The organism is Stenotrophomonas sp. RIT-551 (assembly GCF_026241915.1).
Lineage (GTDB): Bacteria > Pseudomonadota > Gammaproteobacteria > Xanthomonadales > Xanthomonadaceae > Stenotrophomonas > Stenotrophomonas bentonitica_A.
On the sequence record NZ_JAPJIU010000003.1, the window covers coordinates 14,827 to 39,537 of the forward strand.

General features: G+C 67.0%; 19 protein-coding genes. 5 read left to right on the top strand and 14 right to left on the bottom strand.

Annotated elements, in window-relative coordinates; all coding sequences use genetic code 11:
- Positions 1–8: 8 nt before the first annotated feature.
- The 10 genes from ORK51_RS04585 to ORK51_RS04630 form a co-directional block, all read right to left on the bottom strand.
- A complete protein-coding gene (locus ORK51_RS04585) occupies positions 9–1,391 on the bottom strand; it encodes an aldehyde dehydrogenase family protein (protein WP_266084328.1) in 1,383 nt (460 codons plus the stop codon).
- 33 nt (positions 1,392–1,424) lie between these two features.
- Positions 1,425–3,080 carry an acetolactate synthase large subunit gene (locus tag ORK51_RS04590; RefSeq protein WP_070425160.1) on the bottom strand — a complete coding sequence of 552 codons (1,656 nt, stop codon included), beginning with the start codon at positions 3,078–3,080 and terminating at the stop codon, positions 1,425–1,427.
- Between the two features lie 164 nt (positions 3,081–3,244).
- Positions 3,245–4,426, bottom strand: a complete 1,182-nt coding sequence (locus ORK51_RS04595) for an MFS transporter (RefSeq protein WP_070425161.1) — start codon at positions 4,424–4,426, stop codon at positions 3,245–3,247.
- Positions 4,427–4,527: 101 nt separating this feature from the next.
- Complete coding sequence (locus ORK51_RS04600; RefSeq protein WP_261998216.1) at positions 4,528–5,433, bottom strand: LysR substrate-binding domain-containing protein; 906 nt, start codon at positions 5,431–5,433, stop codon at positions 4,528–4,530.
- A 52-nt stretch (positions 5,434–5,485) separates the two neighbouring features.
- Positions 5,486–6,421, bottom strand: coding sequence for a hypothetical protein (locus ORK51_RS04605; RefSeq protein ID WP_266084329.1), 936 nt, complete (start codon positions 6,419–6,421; stop codon positions 5,486–5,488).
- A gap of 112 nt (positions 6,422–6,533) precedes the next feature.
- Positions 6,534–8,765 (bottom strand): TonB-dependent receptor, encoded by a 2,232-nt coding sequence (locus ORK51_RS04610; protein ID WP_266084330.1) that lies wholly within the window; start codon positions 8,763–8,765, stop codon positions 6,534–6,536.
- 247 nt (positions 8,766–9,012) lie between these two features.
- Entirely contained in the window at positions 9,013–10,011 is a 999-nt protein-coding gene (locus ORK51_RS04615; protein WP_266084331.1) for a dipeptide epimerase, read from the bottom strand.
- 184 nt (positions 10,012–10,195) lie between these two features.
- Positions 10,196–11,665, bottom strand: coding sequence for a serine hydrolase domain-containing protein (locus ORK51_RS04620; protein WP_266084332.1), 1,470 nt, complete (start codon positions 11,663–11,665; stop codon positions 10,196–10,198).
- Positions 11,666–11,702: 37 nt separating this feature from the next.
- Positions 11,703–13,322 carry an N-acyl-D-amino-acid deacylase family protein gene (locus tag ORK51_RS04625; RefSeq protein ID WP_266084333.1) on the bottom strand — a complete coding sequence of 540 codons (1,620 nt, stop codon included), beginning with the start codon at positions 13,320–13,322 and terminating at the stop codon, positions 11,703–11,705.
- Positions 13,322–14,464 carry an alpha/beta fold hydrolase gene (locus tag ORK51_RS04630; RefSeq protein WP_266084334.1) on the bottom strand — a complete coding sequence of 381 codons (1,143 nt, stop codon included), beginning with the start codon at positions 14,462–14,464 and terminating at the stop codon, positions 13,322–13,324. Before ORK51_RS04630 ends, ORK51_RS04625 begins: the two co-directional genes overlap by 1 nt.
- A 217-nt stretch (positions 14,465–14,681) precedes the next feature.
- Here ORK51_RS04630 and ORK51_RS04635 point away from each other — a divergent pair, with 217 nt between their 5' ends.
- Genes ORK51_RS04635 through ORK51_RS04650 form a run of 4 tightly spaced genes read left to right on the top strand, consistent with a single transcriptional unit; the run spans position 14,682 to position 19,342 of the window.
- A complete protein-coding gene (locus ORK51_RS04635; RefSeq protein ID WP_266084551.1) occupies positions 14,682–16,034 on the top strand; it encodes a TolC family protein in 1,353 nt (450 codons plus the stop codon).
- Positions 16,027–17,043 (top strand): HlyD family secretion protein, encoded by a 1,017-nt coding sequence (locus ORK51_RS04640; RefSeq protein WP_266084335.1) that lies wholly within the window; start codon positions 16,027–16,029, stop codon positions 17,041–17,043. The genes ORK51_RS04635 and ORK51_RS04640 overlap by 8 nt, the downstream gene beginning before the upstream one ends.
- A complete protein-coding gene (locus ORK51_RS04645; protein WP_266084336.1) occupies positions 17,040–18,227 on the top strand; it encodes an ABC transporter permease in 1,188 nt (395 codons plus the stop codon). Before ORK51_RS04640 ends, ORK51_RS04645 begins: the two co-directional genes overlap by 4 nt.
- Positions 18,224–19,342, top strand: a complete 1,119-nt coding sequence (locus ORK51_RS04650; RefSeq protein ID WP_266084337.1) for an ABC transporter permease — start codon at positions 18,224–18,226, stop codon at positions 19,340–19,342. Before ORK51_RS04645 ends, ORK51_RS04650 begins: the two co-directional genes overlap by 4 nt.
- Positions 19,343–19,374: 32 nt before the next feature.
- On the opposite strand, the gene ORK51_RS04655 is transcribed toward ORK51_RS04650, so the two are convergent.
- Entirely contained in the window at positions 19,375–19,731 is a 357-nt protein-coding gene (locus ORK51_RS04655) for a YkgJ family cysteine cluster protein (RefSeq protein ID WP_019183696.1), read from the bottom strand.
- Positions 19,732–19,892: 161 nt separating this feature from the next.
- Between ORK51_RS04655 and ORK51_RS04660 the strand changes: the two genes are divergently transcribed.
- Positions 19,893–20,297, top strand: a complete 405-nt coding sequence (locus tag ORK51_RS04660) for a response regulator (protein WP_019183695.1) — start codon at positions 19,893–19,895, stop codon at positions 20,295–20,297.
- Between the two features lie 97 nt (positions 20,298–20,394).
- On the opposite strand, the gene ORK51_RS04665 is transcribed toward ORK51_RS04660, so the two are convergent.
- The 3 genes from ORK51_RS04665 to ORK51_RS04675 are packed head-to-tail and all read right to left on the bottom strand — an operon-like array spanning position 20,395 to position 24,697.
- Complete coding sequence (locus ORK51_RS04665) at positions 20,395–21,666, bottom strand: carbohydrate porin (RefSeq protein WP_266084338.1); 1,272 nt, start codon at positions 21,664–21,666, stop codon at positions 20,395–20,397.
- Complete coding sequence (locus tag ORK51_RS04670) at positions 21,663–23,060, bottom strand: c-type cytochrome (protein WP_266084339.1); 1,398 nt, start codon at positions 23,058–23,060, stop codon at positions 21,663–21,665. Before ORK51_RS04670 ends, ORK51_RS04665 begins: the two co-directional genes overlap by 4 nt.
- Positions 23,057–24,697: a GMC family oxidoreductase gene (locus ORK51_RS04675; RefSeq protein WP_019183692.1), complete on the bottom strand. Its 1,641-nt coding sequence runs from the start codon at positions 24,695–24,697 to the stop codon at positions 23,057–23,059. The genes ORK51_RS04670 and ORK51_RS04675 overlap by 4 nt, the downstream gene beginning before the upstream one ends.
- Positions 24,698–24,711: the final 14 nt, after the last annotated feature.

Consider the following 24,711-nt stretch of genomic DNA (forward strand, 5'->3'; position numbering starts at 1 on the left):
CTGCCCGATCAGCTCCTGCGCATCAGGATCATCTTCTCCTGTGACATGTCCCGCATCGTGTACGGGATGCCGCCTGTGCCATACCCCGACTCGCGGCGCCCGGCGAAGGGCATCCAGTCGGTCCGGAACGCGGTGGCATCATTGATCATGACGGCCGAGGCATCCAGCCGGTTGGCGGCGCGCATGGCGATATCGATATCCTGCGCGAATACGCTCGCCTGGAACGCGGTGGGCAGCGCGTTGGCACGCGCGATCGCCTCGTCCAGGTCGGTATAGCGATACACCGCCACCACCGGCCCGAACACTTCCTGCGTGGTGATCCTTGCGTCGCTGGCCGGATCCAGCAGCACCGTGGGCTGCAGCATGGTCTCGGAAAGTCGCTTGCCGCCGGTGGCCAGTTGCGCACCGCCACTTACCGCTTCGTCAATCCATTCGGCGACGCGGTCGGCCTCGCGTGGCTGGATCAGCGGGCCGACATCCGTGTCCTTCAGTGTGGGGTCGCCGGTGCGCAGGCGCTCGACCCGTGCGATGAGCGCCTGGGTAAAGTCATCGGCAACATCCTGGTGGACGAAGACGCGCTGGGTGGAGACGCACACCTGGCCTGCATGGTAGTAGCCGCCTTTGACGACCGGTTCGATGATCCTGCCGAGGTCGGCGCTGCGATCGACGATGGCCGGGGCGACCCCGCCGTGTTCCAGCGCCGAACGCGCACCGTGTGCGAGCTTGGCGTGCAGCGACCACCCTACCCTGGCCGAGCCGATGAAGCTCAGGAAGGCCACCCGCTTGTCGGTGGCCAGCGCCTCGGCCAGGTCGTTGCCCTCCGGCAGAAAGCTCTGGCACCACGGCTCGGGCAGCCCGGCCTCGTGCACCATCGCGACGAATTCCAGGCACGACAATGGCGTCGCGGAGGCAGGTTTGATGATCACCGGGCACCCGACGGCGATGGCCGGCGCCACCTGGTGGACGATCAGGTTCAGGGGGTGGTTGAACGCAGAGATCGCGGCAACCACGCCGATCGGCTCCCGCGTGGTGAACGCCCAGCGACCCTCCGCCGCGGCCGACAGCCCCATCGGGATTTCGCGACCGGCGAAGTTGCGCAGCTCGTCGGCGGCGTTGTGGACACCGTCGATGGCGCGCGTGGTTTCGACGATGGCGTCCGGCAGCGGCTTGCCGCCCTCCCGGGCAATCTGCAGCGCGAGATGATCACGCCTGGCGTCCATCAGCGCGGCGAGCCGGCGCAGGATCGCGATGCGCTGGTGCGGCGCGAGCCAGCCGTCGCGGTCCTTGAATACCCGCTCGGCGGCACTGAGCTTGCGCTCCAGGGCAGCGGCGGTATCCAACCCGATCTCGGCGATGGGGGCACGGTCGAACGCCTGGACGACAGTCAGCATGTTGGGTTCCTTGCTCAGCATCAGGGATGACGATCAATCACAGCCCACGTCCGGCGTGCGGTTGCGCAGTTCATCGACCAGCACGCGGGTGTTCTCGGCATAGTCGATCGGTACATCCAGCACGTGGACGCCGCCGCCGGCGAAAGCGGCCTCGATCATCGGCACCAGCGCTTCGACCGCGGTCACCCGGCTCCCCTTCGCACCGTAGGCTTCGGCATACTTCACGAAATCCGGATTGCCGAAGCGCATGCCGAAATCGTCGAAGCCATCCACGGCCTGTTTCCAGCGGATCATGCCGTAGGCGCTGTCGTTGAGGATCACCACCACCAGGTTGAGCCCCAGGCGTACCGCGGTTTCCATCTCCTGGGAGTTCATCATGAAACCACCGTCACCGCATACGGCCATGACGCGGCGCTGCGGGTACAGCATGGCTGCCATCATCGCCGACGGCAGGCCAGCGCCCATGGTGGCGAGCGCGTTGTCCAGCAGCAGCGTGTTGGCCACGTGCGTGCGGTAGTTGCGGGCGAACCAGATCTTGTACATGCCGTTGTCGAGACAGACGATGCCGTCGTCCGGCATGGACTGGCGCACGTCGTGCACCAGCCGCTGCGGCGTGACCGGGAAACGGTCCTCTTCGGCGCGGTCGTTGATGCGGGCCAGGATTCTTTGGCGCAGGGCGATCATGCCCTCGTCCGCAGGCAACCGCCCTTCCAGCCGTTCGGCCAGGGCATCCACCGAAGCCCCGATGTCGCCCAGCACTTCGATATCCGGCTGGTAGACCTGCTCCACGGTCGCGGACTGGAAGCTGATGTGCACGACCTTGGGTCCGCCGCCACTCTTCATCAGGAACGGTGGCTTTTCGATGGTGTCATGGCCGATGGCGATGATCAGGTCGGCGCGGGCGACCGCCTCGTGCACGTAGTCGCCCTCGGAGAGCGCGGCCGTGCCCATGTAGAGGTTGGAGCCGCCGGTGACCGCGCCCTTGCCCATCTGTGTATTGAAGAACGGCAGGCGCGTGCGCGCGACGAATGCGGAGAGTGATTCGGCAAGCCATGGCCGGCTGCCCGCCGCGCCGATCATCACCAATGGGCGTTTGGCGGCCAGGATCGCCGCTTCCGCCCGGTCGAGCGCGGCAGAGGGTGCGATGGGACGTTCCAGCGGGTGGATGGGGATGACGGGCACATCCTCCACCTCCTCACCTGCGACATCCTCCGGCAGTTCCAGGTGCACCGGCCCGGGGCGCTCTTCCATGGCCACCCGGAACGCATCGCGTACGGTGGCCGGAATGGCGGCCGGGCTGACGATCTGGCGCGTCATTTTCGTGAGCGGCTTCATCGACGCCACGATATCCACGATCTGGAACCGTGCCTGCTTGGCGCTCATGACCGGCTTCTGGCCGGTGATGAGAATCATCGGCCACGCGCCCAGGTGGGCATATGCCGCGCCGGTCGAGAAATTCAGTGCGCCGGGGCCGAGCGTGGCCAGGCATACGCCGGGCCGGCCCGTCAGCCGGCCGTGGGTGGCTGCCATGAACGCGGCCGCCTGCTCGTGGCGGGTGAGCACCAACTCGATGCGCGAGGTCCGGAGCGACTCCAGGAAGTCCAGATTCTCCTCGCCCGGCACACCAAAGATGCGGTCGACGCCCTCGTTTTCCAGCGCCTTGACCAGTAGATCCGAGCCCTTCTGCATAGCTTCGATCCTTGCGGTGAAGTCAGGGTCACTATACCGGGGCGGATGTCGCTGCCGTGTGGCCGCCAGCGCGGGCACCGTGACGCGCGGATCGAAAAGATCCTCGGGAGCAACTACGCCCGGCTGTTCACGGAGGTATGTGGATGGGGGCGCTCGGTCGCTACTCAGCCGGTTGAGGCTGCCGGCGCGCGCATCCCTCGCTTCTGCAGATACAACACGACTGCCGCCAGCGCCGCGGCCACGGCGCCTGTCAGGGGTACCGAGGCCAGCGTCGCGTAGCTGATCGTGAGGCTGCCCAAGGCACCGCCCAGCGCGGTTCCAAGGTTGAACGAGGCGATGTTCAACCCCGCGGCCACAGAGCTGTAAGCGGGGATGAGCCGTTGGGCCTGCCTGAGCAGACGCAGGGTCAGCAGCGTCACGATCGAGAAGAAGCAGATGCCCAGCGTGCCGATCAGGAGCATCATCAAGGCTGGGATACGTGCGAAGCCGTAGAGCCCGATCAGGTTCAACGCCAGCGCGATCAACGCCAGCCGGAGGCTGCGATCCCCGTCCATCGCATCGCCCAGCCATCCCCCGAGCAGATTGCCTGCGATCGCGCAGGTGCCGAACAGCAGCATCCCCAGGCTCAGCCACTGCACATCCACAGCGGTGATCTGCTGCAGATAGGGCGAGACGAAGGTGAAGAACGAGAACGTGGCGACACTGACCAGCGCGCCGATGCCGGCCGTCGTCAGCAGCTGCGGATGGGTGATGGCCTTCACGCCCTTCCACGCACCGCCCCGGGATCGGGTGGAGCCGGCATGGCCGCTGGGCATGCACAGTGCCAGCCCGAGCATGCCGGCCACACTGAGCACGCCAATCGCCATGAAGACTACGCGCCACGACCACGCGCTGCCCAGCCAGGTCCCGATCGGCACGCCGAAGGCCAGCGCGAGCGTCAACCCGATCCACACCACTGACAACGCTCGGCCGGACCGCTGCGGGTCCACCAGCCGGGTCGCCGCGTCCGAGGCTACCGCCATGAACACCCCGTGGCCGAGGCCGACCACAAACCGAATGACCAGCAGGGTGACCAGGTTCGGCGAGGCGCTCATCAGCAGGCTGCCCAACGCCAGCAACGCAGTGGCCAGCAGCAGGATCTGCCGGTCCCGCCAATGGGCGACCAGTGCGGTGATGAACGGCGCACCGATGGCAGCGCCCAGGGCATAGGCGGCGATGGCCGTCCCGACGAGAGAAATCTGCGCGCCCAGGTCGTCGGCAATGGCGGTCAATATGCCGGCGACGACGAATTCGGACAGACCGAACGCAAAGGCGCACAGCGAGAACACGTAGATGGCAGCAGGCATGGCGGGTCCTTCACAGCAGGGCCGCAGAAGCCTAGTGCCTGGCCATGCGCGGGTGAAGGACGGGTTTCATACCGCAGCAAGACGCCGCGCGTCTCGTCACCTCAGGGCGGAGAACGCGTCTGCAGGACTGCCTGTAGCAAGCGGTCGCGGATCGCTGACGGCCGGGTTTCGTTCCACGCCATCAACAGGTCCAGCCGTGACGCTTCCTCCGGCGCATCCACCTGAAGCGGCCGGAACACCACATCCTCGCGGGCCTCCATCGCCAGCGAAGCGGGGAGCAACGCGATACCGAAGCCGGCGGACACCAGCGCGATCAGGGTCTGCATCTGCCGGCCCTGCTGCACGATATCGGGCACGAACCCGGCGGCCTGGCACAGGCTGATCAGCTGGTCATGAAATCCTTTGCCGAGTGACCGTGGCGAGGCGACGAACGCCTCCTCCTTCAGCGACGCAAGGTGGATGCCCGGTTCCGCGGCAAGGCGGTGGCCGGCCGGCAGCGCCACGCAGATCGGTTCGCTCAACAGGCGCTCCATGCGCAGGTGCGGCGTCGTGGTGCCCGGCGTGCGCATGAAGCCGATATCCGCCCTGCCCTGTTCCAGCGCGTTTACCTGCTCCTGGGTGGTGGCCTCCAGCATCGTGAACGCGATGCCCGGGTTGAGCGCTCGAAAGTGGCGCAGCGCCTGCAGCAACGCGGCATACGGGGCGATGTTGATGAAGGTCAGGGTCAGATGGCCCTCGATGCCCTGGGCCACCCGCTGCGTTTGCGCCACGCCCGTTTCCAGCGACTGCAGGGTGCGGCGGGCGGTATCGAGAAATGCGGTTCCGGCCGGCGTCAACGCGACGCTGCGGTGCGTCCGCACGAACAGCGGCGTGCCCAAGGCGCTTTCGAGCCTGCGGATGGCCTGGCTCAGCGGCGGCTGCGCCATGTGCAGCCGCTCGGCAGCGCGATTGAAATGCAGTTCCTCGGCGACCGCGATGAACTGTTGGAGCAGGCGGGTCTCGATCACTGAAACGCCAGACCTCGTGAATGCCGGGATTGAGCCGGCCCAACATAGCAAATCACGGCTTTTTCGGCACATCCTGCGTGGCGTCCGCGTCCATCAGCTCGCGGCGCTGCGCCTCGATCCAGGCATCTCCGGCAGCCCGTGCGTCCGCATCGAGCGCCTTGTTCTGCCGGTCGTTCTCCTGGTACTCGGCCCACACCTCCGGCGTGATCGTCTCCAGTTGATGATCAGGCCGCAGCTGGATCGAGGGGTCATCCCCCTTGGACACCGTAAAGCTGTCCAACAGCCATTGCCGGCGCAGTTCAGGGGAGGCATGCAGAAGGTCAGGCTCGGCGTAGGTGTGCATCGGCAGTGCCTGCTCGGCAAGCGTGGTATCGGAGGAAATCCGCGCCAGCTTGACGACCAGACGCTCATGGTCGCGATCTTTCTGGTACAGCGCGGCGATGTCGCCATCGATCCACAGGACGTACCAATACCCCGCCATGGGATGGACCTGGAAAGGGTGTTCACGGATCAGGATGAGATCGCTGCGGTCGTCGTAGAGCGCGCGCCACCCTGCAGGTGCCGGGCGAATGCCGCAGTCGACGGTGCCCTGCAGGATCGTCTCCAGCGTCGCCCTGCCCCCGCTGGCGGAGAGCCGCGTGGTCCAGCAGCGGGAGCTGTCGCGGTTGTGCGATGCCATCAGGATCGCGCCTTCGTCCAGCACCACCGCATCGGCATGCACGAACTGGTCGTCTGTGGCGTCAGGGTCCTGAAGGAGCGTCGAAAAAGCCTTGTCCGACAGCTTTTTGCCGTCCACGTAAAGCTCGTACGTCGTGTAATGCTGATACTTGCTGACGTTGATATCCAGCCGGCTTTCCGTAACAGCCACCACCTTCAGCGTGCCCGAGGAGAACACGGTTTCCCGCGTCGTTCGTGCACATCCGCCGACAAGCAGCGCTGCACACAGCAGCACCACGCAAGGCAGGACGGAAAAGCTTCTGACGTTCATCACGCTGCGGCCTGCGGGTGGGAGAATCTGACCCGTCCAAGCATAGCCGCTCCAGCGCCGCGTATCGGCCAGTACGGCACCCGTGGGTGCCGCACCGCCCTGCCCCGCTCGATCAGAAGCTGTAATCCAACGACACACCCACCGTGCGCGGCTGCATCATCACCGCATTCCAGCGCCGGTACTGCTGCGCACCGGCCGCAGGAATCGTCCTGCCAGCCGCCACGTAGATGTCCTTGTTGGTGAGATTGGTGACGAAGAAGCGCACGGTCGTGTTCTGGCTGCTGACTTCGGCGGTCAGGTCCACCGTGGTGTAGCTGGGCAGGTCAAAGGACTGTGTCGACGCCACCGATGCCGCACGCTCGCCGTAGTAGCGCAGCGCGCCGCCGACGCTCCAGCCCCATTCGCCGCTCGTCGGGAACTGGTAATCGGCCTGCAGGCTGCCGGCCCACTCGGGCACCTGTGGCAGCTGGGCACCGGATTCGGCCTGGTTGGGCCCGCCCGGGCGCGCCGGCGGAATCGGCGCGGTCAGCTTGGCATCGGTGTAGGTCAGGCTGCTGCTCAGGCGCAACCCATCGATGGGCATCAGTGCGCCGGTGAACTCAACGCCCTGGCTGCGTGCTTCGCCGCCATTGACGCCATAGGAGATGCCCTGGGCCGTGAGCAGATTCAGGCGGATATCATCCCAGTCGATGCGGAAGGCGGCCACTTCCACCAGCGCACGACGATCCCAGAAGTGGCTCTTCAAACCGGCTTCGTAGTTGATCAACGTGTCCGACTTGACCTGCGCGGGGACTTCCGGCGCGGCCGGCAGGATGGGGTTCGGGCTGCCGGCGCGGTAGCCGGTGGCTACGCGCACGTAGGCCATGGTGTCCTCGCCCAGGAACAAGCGCGGGCTGGCGCTCCAGGTGGTCACGCTCTCGGAGGATTCGGTGATCCGCTGCACCCCGTCACCGCCCAGCGGGCCGCCGAGGGTCTGGCGGAACTCCTGGTCATTGCGCGCGTGGCGCACCCCCAGGGCCAGATCGAAGCGGTCGGTGAATTTCCAGGTGGCGTTGCCGAACAGCGCCTTCTCTTTGTAGGTGGTCAGCACCGAGGCGGTGAACAGATCGAGCACCGGGTTGAAGGCCGGGCTCAAGGCGCTGCCGCGCTCGATGTAGGCCGCGTCTTCATCGGTGTAGAACGCGCCGAGCTGCCATTGCAGGCGGCTGTCGCCCTTGGAGGTCAGGCGGAACTCCTGGGTCCACTTCTTCAACTCGATATCCGTGTCCAGGCCGGCGTATGCCATGACCGGGCCCACGCCGGGTTTCTGGCCGAGCAGCGGAATGTACTCGACCGATTGGTCCTGCAGGCGCCAGGAGTTGGATTTCATCCAGCTGCTGGCCGAGGTGAAGTCGGCCCAGCCCACGTCCCAGTCCACTGTCAGCCCATAGACGTCGTACTTGATCGTGCTCGGCTGCAGGAACAGGTACTCGTTCGAGTAGCCCGGCAGCTTCGGCTTGAACGTGACCGGGTCCAGTGCGACCGTCGCGAAATTGTCGCCCTTGTTTTCCTGGCGCATCGCGGTGAGCAGCACGTCCACCGTGTCCGAGGCTTTCCACAGCAGCGAGAGGCGGCCGGCGTTCTGGTACACGTCGTTGGTGTCGCGGCGATGCAGGACACTGTTGTCGATCCAGCCCGGGCTGGTCTGCTCGGCATAGCTGGCGCGCAGGGCCAGCTGACCCTTCACCAGCGGCACGTTGACCGCAGCGCGTTCGGAATGACCCACCCGTCCACCATCGTCGACGACGCGCATCGTCGCCCCGGCGCGGCCCGCGAAGTACTCCAGGTCCGGCCGCTTGGTGACGTACTTGACCACGCCACCCAGCGCGCTGGCACCGTACAGCGTGCCCTGCGGACCGCGCAGCACTTCCACGTTCTGCACATCGTAGGGAAGCAGGTCGAACATGCCCGAGGTGGCGCCGGACAGCGAGCCATTGGCGGTCAGTGGCACATCGTCCACGTAGATCGAGGTCGAGGCGGTGTTGCCCATCGGGGTGATGCCGCGGATCGAGATCGTAGAGCGGCCCGGCGCGCCGAGGCTGGTGATCTGCAGGCCGGGGACCAGGCCTGCCAGATCATTCATGTTGTTGACCTGCAGGCGATCGAGCTGCTCTTCACTGATGACACTGATCGACATCGGGATGTCGGTCACCACTTCCACGCGTTTCTGCGCAGTGGCGGTGACCGTGCCCAGCGTATGCACGTCATCGCGCTCGGGATTCTCGGCGGCGACCTGTGCCAGTGCCGTGGCGCTGCACCCCAGGGCCAGGATGCCTGCAGCGCAGGCCAGCGACAACGCGTTCATTCGGAGCGAACAGTGACTCATGGTGATGAGACCTCGGTAGCGAAGCTGGGAGCCCACGGCAATGGGCACGGAATGCGGCAGTCAGGGCACCCCGGCGTTCTGGGGTGGGGGCCGGCCTGGCAATGACGCTCCTGGGGACGAATGGCTGCTTACAAGCCCATATAGGACACAATAGTCCTGTTCAGAGAACTGTCAATCCTGCGACGCAGCATTGACATCAAACCGTGAGCCAGGCGCGCCCCGCGCCTCAGCGTGCGGCGCCCCAGACCGCCTCGTCGCACCAGATCGTGCCGTCGCGATACACGACGCCAGGCGTGCGGTCCTGCTTGAGGAAGGTGGGGCCATCCAGGTCGACGAGATCGCACAACTGCCCGACCACGAAGCCCGGCGCAGCGCCCAGGCTGCTGCAGACCATGCAGCCGACCATGACGCCCAGATCCGCGTCGCGCGCGGCTTGCGCGATGAGCAGCGCCTCGGTGAGGCCGCCGCACTTGTCGAGCTTGATGTTGAAGACGTTGAAGCGACCCTTCAGGCCGTCCACGTCGGCCAGGGTGAGCGCGCTTTCGTCCGCGGCCAGCGGAATGGGCGAGACGAATCCATCGAGGTCGGCCTCGCGCCCGCGGGCCAGCGGCTGTTCGATCAGCGCCACACCGGCGTCCACCATGGCGGTGGCCAGCCGGTCGAGATCACCGATCTGATACCCCTGGTTTGCGTCGACGCCCAGCCACACATCCGGCCGTACCGCGCGGATGGCCGCGACGCGGGCGATGTCCAGGTCGAGATCGCCCGTCAATTTCACCTTGATCGAGCGCGCCTGACGGTAGGCCACAGCGGCCGCCGCCATCGCGGCCGGCTCATCGGCGCCGACCGTGAAGGTTGTCGGCAGTGGCCGCGGTGCCTCCAGCCCTGCAAGCGCCCACACGGGCGTTCGCGTCTGCCTGGATTCCAGTTCCCACAGGGCGGCATCCACCGCGTTGCGCGCGCCGCCGGCCGGCAGGATCGCACGCAGTTCCTCGCGCGTGGGATGCGCCTGGATCGCATCGCGCGCCGCTTCCAGCTGGATGCGCATGGTCTCCACGTCTTCGCCCAGGTAGTACACCCCGGTCGCCTCGCCACGCCCGATGTGCGTGCCGTCATCCAGGGTGACGAGGACGGCCAGGCGACTGTCGAACACGTGGCTGGAGATGCGGAAGGGTGCCGCAAGGCGCAGGGCGTCGACGGCGATACCGAGTTTCAGGCGGGGCATCAGACGTCCGCCCCGGTTGCGGCGCGGTCACGCGTCAACGCGGGCATTCCCAACAGCTGGATCAAGCACATCTGGTTTCCCTGCCTCATGGTGAGTAATTCTCACATTGAGACATTAGTTCTCTCATAAGAGAACTGTCAACGGGTGCCGGGTTCGGCGCCCTCCTCTTGCCCTACTCTTCTGGTTACTGGGCGGCGGGACCGGCGGTAGCGGCGGTAGCGGCGGTGGCGGCGGGCGCAAGCGCGGCCGCGATCTGCGAGAGGTACTTGTTCCAGTCGAACTTCTGGCCTTCGGGCGTCCAACCCAGGCGCACGATCACCGCATTCTGCGAGGGAATCACGGCCACGATCTGGTGGTTATGGCCCATCGCCATGAAGGCATCGGGCGCGACATCCTGCAGCACCTTGCGTCCTTCTCCGCCGGCTTCGGCCCGGTTCAACCACAGCTGCGCGCCGTACGAGGGCCGCGGTGAGGCCGGGGTCGGTGTCACCGCGAAGTCGAGCCATTGCTGCGACAGCAGCCGCTTGCCGCCCGCCTCGCCGTGGTTGAGATGCAGCAGCCCGTACCGCGCCCAATCGCGTGCCGTCGCGTACCCGTACGAGCTGCCGACCAGCACACCCGATTCATCCGGCTCGATCAGTGCACTGCGCATCCCTGCGGGCTCGAACAGCCGCGTCTGTGCAAACCGGGTCATGCCTTCCAGCGTCCCACCGGTCGCCTCGAAGACGATCCGCGACAGGATATTGGTCGTGCCGGACGAATAGCTCCAGAAGGTTCCCGGCGCGTGCTCCAGCGGCAACGCAGCGGCAAGCGCCCCCATGTCGCCAGCCTCGAACAACATCTTGATCGAGTCGTTGCCCGGCTTGTAACTCTCCACGAAGGTGAGCCCGCTGGACATCGTCAGCAGCTGCCGCAACGTGATCGCGCCGCGCGGGTCGCCGGCGCCCTTCCACTCGGGCACCGGTGCCGGCTCGTCCAGCTTGAGCACGCCGTCATCGACCAACAGGCCGACCAGCGTACCCATGATGCTCTTGGTCGCCGACCAGCCCAGCATGCGCGTGCCCTGGTTGAAGCCGGGCGCATAGCGCTCGGCGACGATCGCCCCGCCCTGCACCACCACGATCGCCCGCGTGTCGGGATAGCCGCCGACGTTCTGCTCATCGAAGGCAGCGCTGACCGCGGCATCGAGTGCGGCCCGGTCAAGTTTCGCTTCAGCCGCCGCCTGCAGCGCAGGCACGGGCGTGTCGCCCTGGGGCCAGGGGCGCGCCGACAAGGCAGCAAGCGGTTTGAGTCGCCCCGCCTGCGTCTTGAGGGCCTTCAACGGAACATCCCCGGTGGTCAGGGTGCAGCCGACCACCGGGCGATACAGCGCGGTACGGGTCGGCGTGCCGGGCGCGGAGGCGGTGACCGTCCCGGCCTTGCGATCCACCGACAGCGCGACCGTTCTGGTGAAAGGCGCCAGCGCATGCACGTCATCGCGCAGGACGTCGGCTTCGGTGCGGTTGGCCACGAAAATGCCGGCGCACGCAAGCTGCGCCGAGACCGCGGTACCCAGATCGTCCGCGCTGGTGATCGGCGGTGCGGCCGCCAGCACCGGCGCGGAGGCGGCGAGCGCCAGGGCCAGAACGCTGCAGCGGGAGGAGTATCGAATCATGAGGTGGGTCCTGAAGTTGGTGTGGCGCGCACGTGGATCAGCGCGTGTGGCAGGCGTGGCGCAGCGCCGAGCCCGCCCGGGCGCCGGTGTGCCTGCCACCCTCGAAACTCACCACGCCGTTGACGATGACGGTCTCGATGCCGGTCGGCGCGCCGGCCGGTGCATCCCAGCTCGCCACATCGTCCAGCGTGTCCAGATCGAACAGCACGATGTCCGCGCGCATGCCCTCACGGATCAGCCCGCGGTCGCTCAAGCCCATCCGCTGCGCGGGCCAGCCGGTCATTTTGCGGACGGCATCCTCCAGCGTCAGCACCTGGTTCCGCTTCACATACTCGGCGATGATCCGCGGGAAGGTGCCGTAGGCACGCGGGTGCGGCAGGCCGATGGCGCCTTCGCTGCCGTAGTTCACCGCCGCCGCGGCATCACTGCCGATGCTGACCCAGGGCTGGCGCAGGGCGAGCTGCACATCCTGCTCGCTGATCATGAAATACAGCGCGACCGCTCGGTTGGGCAGCCCTTCGAGCGCGATATCCCAGGCCGCATCGGCCGGGTCCAGATTCAGTTCGGCACCGATCTCGGCCAGCGTCCTGCCGTGGAAGCGCCGGTACTTGTCGCTGAAGCTGTTGGCCAGGCGCACGTTCTGGAAACCGCCCGAGGCGTGCACCAGGTTCGACCAGCCGGGCATCGATCCAGCGGCGACTTCCTTCTTCATGCGTTCGCGTACCTTCGGATCGCGCACGCGCTCGATGCCCTTCTCGAGCCCATCGGCCCAGACCCAGCTCGGCGCGATGATCTCCAGCCCGGTGCCGCCGGCGGTATATGGGTACAGATCCGCGGCGACATCGACACCGCGGTCGCGCGCCGCATTGATCGTGGCCAGCGCCTGCGGCATCAGCTTGCCCCACTCCGGTGCATAGGCCGCCTTCAAGTGGAAGATCTCCACCTTCACGCCGCCCTTTTCACCGATCTCGATCGCTTCTTCGATCGCCTTGACCACGCCCTCGCTTTCGTCACGCATATGGGTGGCGTAGAAGCCATCGCATTGCGCGGCCACCTTGGCCAGCGAAATGAGATCCGAGGTGCTCTGGAAGCTGCTGGGCGCATAGATCAACGCGCTGGAGATACCGAACGCACCGGCCTCCATCGCGATCCTGACCTGCTCGCCCATGGCATCCAGCTGCTTGCGGGTCGGGGCACCGGCGGCATCGCCCATGACATGCACGCGGGCCTGGGTAGAGGAGTAGTAGGTGCCGAAGTTGACCGCGATGCCCTGCGTCTCCAGCTGCTTGAAGTATCCCGGCATCCCCGCCGCAGGCACCGGCGGTCCGCCCTCGCCGCCGATCAGCGTGGTCACGCCCATGCGGAGCTTGTTCTCCGCGGCGCCATCCTTGAGCAGCGCCGCGCCGGACTGGTCCATCATGTCGATGAAGCCCGGCGACACATAACGCCCGCGCGCGTCGATCTCGCGGGTGCCGGTCCCCGGCACCTGGCCGACCCGTGCCACCCGCCCGTCCTTGACCGCCACATCGGCACGGACCCAGGGGTTGCCGGCACCGTCCAGTACGCGGCCACCACGGATCACCAGGTCATAGTCGGCGGCGGCCGCATGGGCGGCGAACAGCATCGACACACCGGCCCAGAGCAGAGTGCGCTTCATCATTTCATCTCCTTGTCGGTACGCGCGTCTGCACGCACGTCATCCACGACCTCACGAACCGCGTCCACCACCCGATCCGGCTGATCGATCTGGATGTAATGGCCGGCGTCGCTCACGATCTGTTGCTGCCCGCGGCTGGACATGGCGGCCTGCTCGGCATGCAAGGTGCGCCATTCCTGCTTGAACCGGGCGCCCTCCTCCGCGGTCAGGCCCATCTTTTCCAGCTCCTCGGGCTTGAACGGCTTCAGCGCGGTCAGCACGATCACCGGGCGATCGCCAAACGAGGTGACCGCGCGGGCATCGTCCATGGTGCTGTCGAAACCATCCACTTCAGCGGTCGCGCCCTTGACCGAGGCACTGGAGAAGGCGGTGATCTCCGCCGCCTCATCCTCGGGGCGGGGACCATGATCGGCGCGCGAGAACAGGAAGCGCACCAGGCCGGTCCGCGACAGTGCCGTGGCGGTATGCATCAACAGCGACACCTTCTTCGGGTGGACGTTGATGCTGACCACGCTGCCAAGGCGGGCGATCTGATCTGGATGTGAGGGGTCGACCATCACCAGCCCGGCGACCTGATCGCCGTAGCGACCCACATAGGTCCGGGTGTACGGGCCGCCGATCGAATGGCCGACCAGCACCAGCGGATCGGTGATGCCGGCGCCCTTCAACAACGCATGCAGATCATCAGCCACGGCCGATGCACGCTGCGGGGAATCCTTTGCGTCGCTGCGCATGATGCCGGCACGGTCGTAGGCGCAGGCACGGGTAAAGCGGGCGATCCGGTCGTGCACGCGGGTCCAGTCGAGCGTGCCGCCCGTGCCCAGGCCGGATTCGAAGATCACCGTCGGCGAGCCGCTGCCCCGGCACTCGATATGCATCTGCCGCCCGCCGATGTCGACCATCTCGCCGCGCAGCGGGTGCGCGTCTGCCGCGTTCCGGCGCGCCAGCGCCTCGTACACGAGGCCCACCAGGGTGAGGAGAATCACGAGCGCCAACAGACCCAGCAGGATCCACTTCACCCATCGCCAAAACCGCCGCCAACCCTTTACTGCTGTCATGTCGTGCTCTCTTGAAGGGCGTACTGAAGCGCGTATCGCCCCGCGGTTCCGGCTCGCGCGGCGTTCAAGGGAGGACCACCCCATGCGGCAGACAATCATCCCGAATGGGATATAAACGTCCTGATAGGAGAATTGTCAATGTGCAGTGCGCCACTGTCCGGGTTCCCACGGTCACCGTTGTGAAGACCCGCACTTCACGCGACGCACACTACCCTCTTGCCGTCACACCCCACGGAGCTGCCCCCTCGTGAGCCGGCATTGGCCGCCAACGCGCGCGTTAAAAGGACTTTCCAGTCTCTCCCTGCTGTTTTTCAGTGCTCAGGCCATCGCCCAGCCCGCCCCGGGCGCCGCCGCTATCCCCGCGCTGGACTGGCAGCAGTCCCAGCAGCGGCTGGAGCAGGTCTCCGATGCGCTGGCCGCCGCCGATGCGTCGGTGCGCAACAAACAGGACCTGCAGGATGCCACCCGCCTGTTGCGGTTGCCGGAAATCACCGGTGAAGTGCGCCGCCTGCAGTTCCAGAAGACCCTCACCCTTCCCTTGGGTTCGCTGGCCCCGGTTGCCGAAGCCTTCGGTATCGATTCGCCGCTGCAGTTCACCGAGCGCGACTGGCGTACCCGCCCGGTGGTGACCGCGGTGCTGCCGCTGTATACCGGCGGGCTGATCCCGGCGGCGCAGCAGGCGGCGGCCGGCGCGACCGACCAGGCCAGTGCCGAGCGCGAGTCGCAGCGGCAATCGCTGAGCGTGCAGCTGGCCCAGGCCTATTTTGGTCAGCGCCTTGCCGAGCAGGCCGTCGATGTGCGGCGGGATGTCCGCGATGGTCTGCAGCGCCACCTCGACGACGCCTTGAAGCTTGAGCGCGAGGGCTTTGCCACCCGCGCCCAGCGCCTGCAGGCCAACGTGGCCCGCGACAAGGCCGAGCGCGATTACCAGAAGTCGCTCAACGATCTGCAGACCCTGAAGGCAGCGCTGGCCACCCTGCTCCGCAGTGGCGGCGAGGTCCGCCCGGTGTCGCCGCTGTTCGTGCATCGCGCGCCGATCGGTGCACTGCCCACTTTCGAACGCGAGGCCCAGGCCCGGCAGCCGCAGATCGCCCGGCTGCGCGCCCTGGTGGCGCAGGCCGAACAAGGCGTGCGCGTGCAGCAGGCCAAGCTCAAACCCACCGTGTTCCTGTTCGGCCAGTACGATTTCCGCCGTCGCGACGAGATGCTGACCGATCCGGACTGGGCGTTCGGCATCGGCCTGAAGTACACCTTCCTCTCGCCCAGCTCGCGCCCGGCCCAGATCAGCGCCGCCCGCGCGCAGCAGGAGCAGGCTGAAGCCGGCCTTCGCGAGGCCGAGAACCAGGTGACGCTGGGCGTTCGCAAGGCCTGGTACGAACTGGACACCGCCCGCCAGCAGTTCCTGTTGCTGGACAGCAGCATCGAACAGAACCGTGAGAACCTGCGCCTTCAGGAGCTGGCGTTCCGCGAAGGCCAGGCGACCTCGCTGGACGTGATCGATGCACGGCTGGGGTTGGGGGGCGCGCAGGTGGAACGCGCGCAGGCCGCCTATCAATACGACATAGCGCTGGCACAGCTGCTGGAGATCAGTGGACAGATGGACCGATACGAAGAATTCCGCCGCCGGGGCGACGAGGTGATCGCGCATGAATGACACATTGCAGGCCGCGGCCGACGCGCCGCCGCCGAAGAAGCGCAAGGCGGGCATCCTCATCGGCCTGGCCCTGGTGGTCGTCGTGGTGGTCGGCCTCTGGCTGGCCTGGCGCACCCCGGCCGAGCAGCTACAGGGCATGGCCGACGCCGACACCATCAACGTAGCCGCGAAGATCACCGCGCGTCTTGCCGAGCTGAAGGTGCGCGAAGGCGACCGGGTCAAGGCCGGCCAGGTGCTGTTCGTGCTCGACAGTCCGGAAGTGGCGGCCAAGGAAGAGCAGGCGCATGGTGCACTGGAAGCGGCGCGTGCCGTGGCCGACAAGGCCGACGAAGGTGCACGCAGCGAGGATATCCGCGCTGCGCAGGCCAACTGGAAGCGTGCCGAAGCCGGTGCCACCCTGGCCGAGGCGACCTATCAGCGCGTGCAGAACCTGTTCAACGAAGGGGTCATGACCCGGCAGAAGCGCGATGAAGCGTTGGCGCAGGCGCGCAGTTCGCGCGAGCTCTCCAATGCCGCACGGGCGCAGTACGACCAGGCGCTGGCCGGCGCCCGTGACCAGGACAAGCGCGCCGCGCAGGGCCAGGTCCGCCAGGCGCAGGGCGCGGTGGCCGAGGTCAACGCTGCCCGCGATGAGGTCAACGGCCGCGCGCCGGTGGCCGGCGAGATCAACAAGCGCATGTCCGATATCGGCGAGCTGGTGCCGGCCGGCTACCCGGTCTTCACCCTGGTCGACATCGACCACATGTGGGTTTCGGTGAACCTGCGCGAGTCGCAGATGCGCGGCCTGAAGGTGGGCAGCCGCCTGCACGGCAGCGTTCCCGCGCTGGACCGCAACGCCGACTTCGAGGTGTATTTCATCAATCCGGCGGGCGACTACGCCACCTGGCGCGCCACCCGGCAGTCGTCCGGCTATGACGTGCGCAGCTTCGAGATTCGGCTGCGCCCGGTCGCCCCCATCGAAGGTTTCCGGCCGGGGATGAGCGTGCTGTTCGCGTGGCCGCAGGGATGAACCGCCGGGCGTGGGCGGGCATCACCGCCTCGCTGCAGCGCGAGCTGCAGCACCTGCGTCAGGATCGTGCCGATCTGCTGCTGGTCACCCTGCTTCCAGCCCTGATGCTGGCCGTGATGGCCTGGCTGTTCGCGGCCTCGGTGATGCGCGATATCCCGATCGCCGTCGTCGATCTGGACCGCAGCGCCGAGAGCCGGCAGCTGGCCCGGATGCTCGATGCAAGCCCCGGGGTGCGCGTGGCCAGCCAGCCGATCAGTCTGGCCGATGCGCAGTCGCAGCTGCGGCGGCTGGACGTGTTCGCCGTCGTACTGGTGCCGCGCGATGCGACCCGCAACGCCCTGCGTGGCGAACAGGGCACGGTGTTCGCGTACTACAACGCCACCTACCTCACCACTGGCCAGTCCGCCGTGCGCGACGTCGTTGAAGCCGTCAGCGCCTGGAATGCGCGCCTGCTGGGCGGGCGCATCGCCAAGCAGGTGGGCCCGGCCAAGCTGCGCGCGCCGCCGATCGCGGTGCAGTCGGACATCCTGCACAACCCGGCACGCAGCTATGAGCTGTTCCTGCTGCCGCTGCTGTTCCCGGCTGTCCTGTCGCTGGGGTTGGCGTTGGCGGTTGCGGCCAGCCTGGGCCGCGAAGTGCGCGACGGGCACCTGCGCGCGTGGCTCGGCGACGCCCCGTGGTCGGCCATCGTCGGCAAGATCGCGCCCTATGTCGTGCTGTTTTCGGCGTATGGGGCGCTCGGTGTGCTCTACCTCGCGCGGGTCCGTGGCGACGGCATCGCCGGCAGCACGTTGTTGCTGATGCTGGGCCAGCCGCTGTTCTATCTGGCCTGCGCGGCGGTGGCGCTGCTGTTCGTGGGGCTCACCCGCGACATGGGCAGCGCGCTCTCCGCGATCGGCCTGAGCATCGGGACTGCCTTGGCATTTTCCGGGGCGACGTTCCCGGTGGTGGATGCGCCATTGTTCACCCGTATCTGGAACGCGCTGCTGCCCCTGACCGCCTACGTCAAACTACAGACCCAGCAGCAGTTCGTCGGCGCCCCGTGGAGTGTTTCCCTGTGGCCGCTGGGTACCCTGCTGCTGATGGTGCTGGTGGCGGGCGGCATCGGGGGGTGGCGCTTGATCGCCGCCGCGAGGGCTGCCGATCCGGGTACGCCCGCCGCGGCCTCCGGAGCCAGCGCATGAGCCGCTTCGGCAGCAGCCTGCGCCTGACCCTGCGCACGGTCCTCACCGACCGCTACGCAGTCGTGCTGATGGTGGGCGCGGTGGTGCTGTACTCGTTCTTCTACCCGGCCGCCTACCGCCACCAGGTGGCGACCAACCTGCCCATCGTGGTGGTCGACCACGACCAGAGCGCGACCAGCCGGGAACTGCTGCGTCGCGTGGATGCGCTGCGCACGGTGCGCATCGTCGACCAGCCGGCCAGCGTCGACCAGGCCCGGGATGAAATGGAAGCCGGCCGGGCCGAAGGCATCCTGCTGATCCCCGCCAACCTCGAGCGCGACATCCTGCGTGGGGGCAACGGGTATCTGGTGCTGATGGGCAACGGCGCCTACCTGGGCCGCGCCAGCTGGGTGCTTGGCGGCGTGGCCGATGCCCTGACCGCGTTCGCCCGGGAAGCGGCGGTGTCCCAGGCGGCCTTCATGGGCGCGCCGCAAGCACCGCCGATCACCCTGGTGCAACGCCCGCTGTTCAACACCCAGGAGGGCTACGGCAGCGCGATCGTCCCAGGCGTGGCCGAACTGATCGTGCACCAGACGCTGCTCATGGGCATCGGCGTGCTGCTCGGCGCGCGGCGGCTGGCGCTGGGCCGGCGGCTGCGTTTCGACCTGCCGACGCTGGCCGGGATGGCCGTCGGCTTCGGTGCGATCGGCCTGCTCGGCCTGCTCTACTACGCCGGGTTCACCGCGTGGGTGCAGGACTATCCGCGCGGTGGCAATCCGCTCGGGCAGCTGCTGGGCGGCACCCTGTTCATTGCGGCCACGGTGGCGTTCGGCCTGTTCGTGGGCAGCTTTTTCGCCACCCGCGAGCGTGCGTTCCAGGTCGTCATCGCCTGCTCGATCCCGTTGTTTTTCCTGGCCAACCTGTCCTGGCCAGCGGTCACCTCACCGCCGGCACTGGTCGCGCTGGCGCACCTGCTGCCCACCACGCCCGGCATCAACCTGATGGTGCGCTTGAACCAGATGGATGCCAGCCTCAGCGAAGTCAGCCACGAAATATGGACGCTGGCGGCGCTGCTGGCGCTGTACGGCGGCCTCGCCGTCTGGCGTCTGGGCGCCCGCGCCCGCAGGTCGAGCTGAGGGCATGGCGTCCCGCACAGCCACAGTGCCCGTCAGATGAGGACCTGGCGGGTGCTGCGCAGAAACTGGTGGATCTCGGCTTCCACGCTTTCATCCAGCATGTAGACCGGTCGCTGGCCGTTCGGGCAGCGCAGCGTAGGCGTGGTCCCGAACATGCGGCAGATCAACGGCCGCTCTTCGTAGACCTCGCAGCCATTGGCGCCCAGGTACGGGCAACTCAGCGCTTCCAGGGCGGCGGCATGCTCGGCATCGCTCTTGAGCGGCAGGCGGGCCACTTCCTCGCTGGAGGCGGTGACCGGCCCACAGCAGTCGTGGCACCCCACCACGCAGCGGAACGAAGGAATCTGCTCGCGCAGCCGCTGGATCGCGTCACGGGTCGCATAGGGCATGGGGAGGGCACTCGTCAGCGTCAGCGGCTGGCCATTTTACGCCTCCGGCGGCCGCGGCGGCGGCTGCCGGCCGGCGCGTGTCAACGGACAGGCAACGGCCCTTCCCTCGTCCTTGACGCGTGCAGGCACACCATGGAGGCCTCTTCTTTTGTCCCACCCCCATGAACCGTTCCACTGTTGTACCTACAGGCCGTACCGTACTGGTTGTTGAAGACGAAGCCGAGCTCTCCCGGTTGTTCATCGAAGTGCTGCAGGAGGCAGGTCATACGGCGGTCACCGCTGATTCCGTGACGGATGCGCTCAGCGCCCTCACCGGCCAACGATTCGATGCGGCCATCCTCGACGTGGAGCTTCGCGACGGATCGGTCTTCCCCGTGGCCGACCGACTGGCCGCCACCGGCACCCCCTTCCTGTTCGCCTCCGCGGTCTATCACCAGATAGTGCCACGCGCCCATCAACGGGTGCCGTTCGTGTCCAAGCCCTTTGACATCCGCGTGTTGCAGCAACGGGTGGCAGAAGCGCTGGCCACAGGACCGGGGAAAACGGGCAACGCACAGCAGGCCTAGAGCCCCAGCGACGACGCAGCGTCGCGACCGCACCGACCGCGCGGTCGCATGGTCCCGGGACAGAGCGCCTGCATTACGGGCGCCCTGTGCCCCCCCCTCACAGCGTCGCCTGCGCCTGCAGCGTGAACACCCAGCTGTCCGGGCGGCTGTCATACGCACCCGGCCGCGCGACGTACTGCACCGCGGGCCGCAGGATCAGCCACGTGGTGACCTGCACGCCGTAGTTCAGCTCGACGAACTGTTCGTTGCTCTGCACGTCCTTGCCGGTAATGCGCTGGTACTGGGCGAGGCGGTCGGAGATGTCCAGCCGGGTCCAGGCGAGACTGAGCACGTCGTCTTCGCGCGAGGCCACGACACCGCGCCAACTCAGGCCGGCCTCCCACGAGTAACGCATCAGGCCGGTCTTTGCATCCGCGCGCGTGGCCACGCCGAACACCGACACCCCGCGCACCGTGTCGCCTTCGGGTTTGAGCACGCGCTGCGCCAGCTGGATGTAGGAGCCGCTGCGATGGGAGGCACGTGGCGCCGCCGGATTGCCGATATCGTCGGCGTTGGAGGTGTCCAGGTAGTAGCCCACCTTGTAGGTGCCGCCGTAATGCGCGCCGGTGTTGCCGTGGCTGTAGCCCACTTCGACAGGCAGGAACAGACCGGTCTTGCCACGGTCGGACACCCGGAAGCCGCTGCCGGCCTGCTTGCGCATCGGCACGACGTCATAGATGCCGGTCTGCGCGTACCAGCCGGAAGGGTCGGCCCATTTCACCCGAAGGCCCCACTGGCCGGTCGGGTTGTCGAGCCAGCCGGAACTATAGATCGGCCCCAGCGGGTGGCCGCACTGGCCGTTGTTGTTGAAATTGCAGGTATAGGGCAGACCACCGAAGTCGTTGCCCATCGAGTAGAAGCCGCCCTTCAGGCTCAAGCGCTTGTCCAGCAGCCAGCGCTCGTAGGAGAGTTCATTGAAACGCAGGTTCTGGCCCTGCCCGTAGAAGGCCTGGTTCTGCACGTAGGAGCCGGTGGAGCGGTCGTTGACCGCGTTGCCGAAGCGGTCGGAAAAGACCACGCGCATCGTGCCGTCAACACCGAAGGCCTTGCCGGTGTCGATCATCGCGCCGATGTCGACGTGCTCGGCGGTGGACCAGCCAGTGCCCTTGTAACCGTCGCTGTTGACGCCGGTGGCGACCACGATCCGGGCGCTCGGGGTCACACCGCGGTCCTGCAGCCATATCCGGGCCGCCCACGCCGCGCTCAGCGGCGTCTGGGCGATGGTATCCACCGGTTTCGGCTTGGGCGCCTCGGCGTCGGCCGCCCAGGCCGGCATGCTGGTCGCGGCCGCCAACAGACCAAGGGTGATCAGACAGGGGGTGTATTTCATGCTGAGGCCCTCCGCAGCCTGCGTTTCTTCCAGGCGCGTCGCACCATCGCGATCACCACCACGAACGCCGCAAGCCCGAGGATGAGCAGCGGCAGCCACAGGCGTGCGATCTTCGCCAGCAAGGGCTTCTCACCGCCGTCGCGGATCAGCGCGACCTGCGCTTCCGTCACCTGATCACCGGGGCCGAAGTTGGTCCGTACATACGTCGCAACGGCGGCGATATCGGCATCGCTCAACGCCTGGACGTAAGAGCCCTCGGAGAAATGCGGCATCACCACATGCTGGCCATCCACCTCGCGGTCGATGCCGCCGATGATGGTGGCCACCAGGTTCTGGGGCCGGGTCATGCCGACGGTGCTGTTGTGCACCAGCGACGGGTAATAACCGTCCTTGCTGCCCTCGCCCTGTGGCCCGTGGCAGCTGGCGCACAGGCCGGAATACAGCACCGCACCGGAGGTGATCGGCGCGTCCGTGCCGCGCACCGGCTGCTCACCGGGCGCCTTGGCGGCATCGCCCCAGGCGAAGGCGGCACGGGTGGCGTCCTTGTCGGCCACCGCAGGCACGGTCCGCAGGTAGGTCACGATGGCGCTGATGTCTTCATCGCGCAGCTTGGAGAGGCTGTTGGTCACCGCCTCGGCCATGCCGCCGCCGGCCTGTCCCTTGCCCTCCACCCGGCCGGTCTTGAGGTATCGGGCCAGTTCGTCATCGCTCCAGCCGCCGATGCCGCTGATCGGATGGGAGGTGATGTTGGGGGCATACCAGTCACCCAACGAACCGCCGGCGAAGGCTTTGCCACCCACCTCCTGCATCATCAACCCGCGCGGGCTGTGGCAGCTGGAGCAGTGCGCCAGCCCTTCCACCAGATAGGCGCCGCGATTCCACTGCGCGCTCTGCGCCGGATCAGGTTTGAAGGGCGTGTTGTCCAGGAACAGCAGATTCCACACCGCCATGGACGAGCGGACGCTGAAGGGGAACGGCAGCTCGGTGGTCTGCGCCTCTTCATCGACCGGCGCGACGGCCTGCATGAAATAGACGTACAGCGCGTGGATGTCCTCGTCGGTCAGTTTCGCGTACGAGGTGTAGGGCATCGCCGGATACAGATGCGCGCCGTCCTTGCGCACGCCCTCGCGCACCGCCTTGGCGAAATCGCCTTCCGTGTAGTTGCCGATGCCATGGCTCTTGGACGGGGTGATATTGCTGGCCCAGATCTCGCCCAATGGCGAGGCGATCGCATAACCGCCCGCGTACGGCTTGCCCTGCTTCGGGCTGGTATGGCAGGCCACACAATCGGCGGCCACGGACAGGTAGCGACCGCGCTCGACCGTCTCGTCGGCGCGTGCAACCTGGCTGCCACCGGCCAGCAGGCCGAACGCGATGAGGAGTAAGGTCTTCATGCGGCACGCTCGATCGCATCGGCCGCGCGCAGCGCCAGCGCAGCCATGGTCAGGGTGCTGTTGACGACGCTGGCCGAGACCATCGCGCTGCCACCCGGCAGCCACAGGTTCGGGTGGTCATGCGCGCGGCAGTCGCCGTCGACCACGGAATCCCGGGGGTCGGCACCCATGATGGTCGAGCCCATGATGTGGTTGTTGGCGTTGAGCGCCGTGGTGATGACGAACTCTTCGGCATTGAAGAGCTTGCCGATGTGCCGCAGCTGCTCGCAGGACTTGTCGTAGCCCTTGCGCGCGTAATCGCCCAGCGAGTAATGGATGTCCGGGCAGGCCAGGCCATGACCATCGACGCGGGTTTTGGAGAGCGTCAGGCGGTTGCTCGGATCCGGCAGCGGCTCCAGGCTGATCGACAGGTCCACCCCGTAGATCGAACGGCGGCGGATTTCCGCATCCAGGGCCTCACCGGCCAGCCCCATCTTCAAGGCCTGGTCGGTGGCGATCGCCACGCGGCTGATGTTGTTGAGGATGATCTTGGTCGCCGAGTACTCCGAGCGGAACGCCCCGTCGCGAGGCCCGACCATGCAGCTGGACTGCGCCGGACCACGTCCCAGCCAGATCGGCCGGTCGGCAATGAAGGAGCAGTGGAAGCCGGAGTGGTCCAGCATGTTGCGGCCGACCTGGTCGGACGAATTGGCAATGCCGTTGGGGTTCTGTTCGTTGGCGGCCAGCAGCAACAGGCGCGGTGTTTCCAGCGCGTTGCAGGCGATCACGAAACTGCGGCCGGTCGCCTTGTGGCTCACCTTGTCGCTGTCATACCAGTGGATCGCGGTGACCCGGTTCTGGTCGTCGGTATCGATCCTGTACGCCACCGATTCGGCCAATACCTTGGCGCCCAGCGCCTCGGCGGCCTGGACGGTGTGCACGCCGTTGTACATCGCCCCGATCGGGCAGATCGGCTGGCAGTTGTTGTTGCCGCAGCAGGCAGGCCGGTCATTCCACGGCTTGATCATGCGCCCCTGCGGAATCGGCACCAGGTTGTAGCCGTGCGGATTGACCACCTCGGCGAACACCTTGTCGCCGTTGCCCCAGGGAATCATGTCGGCCAGGTAGGGCTTCGAGCGCTCCGAGGGGCTCTGCTGCGCCGGGTCGTTCGGCCCGGACACGCCCATGGCCTCCTCGGCACGGCAGTAGTACGGCTCGATGTCCTCGTAACTGATCGGCCAATCGCGACCGACGCCATAGGCCGATTGCATCTTGAAGTCGACCGGGAGATGGCGCCAGCACGACGCCGCCCAGTGCCAGGTGGTGCCGCCGACGGCCTTGATGAAGCCCTGATGGAAGCTGCTGGCATCGGGCCCGGTCAGCCCGACGTAGTCGTTGGCGGGGAAATACAGCGGCGCCGTCGCGAATTTCGATTGCGGGAATGGCCCCTGGAAGTCGCTCCCGATACGGCGCTCGAAACTGACGTTGCGCCAGTTCTCGACCACATCGGAGCGGTTCAAGCGGGGCCCGGCCTCGAGGACCAGGACCGATTTGCCGGCGCGCACCAGCTGGTGGGCGATCAATGCACCGACGACGCCCGAGCCGACGATCACGACGTCGGCATCGACGTCGCCATCACGGAAAACCGGAGCTTTCATGAGAGGGATTCCAG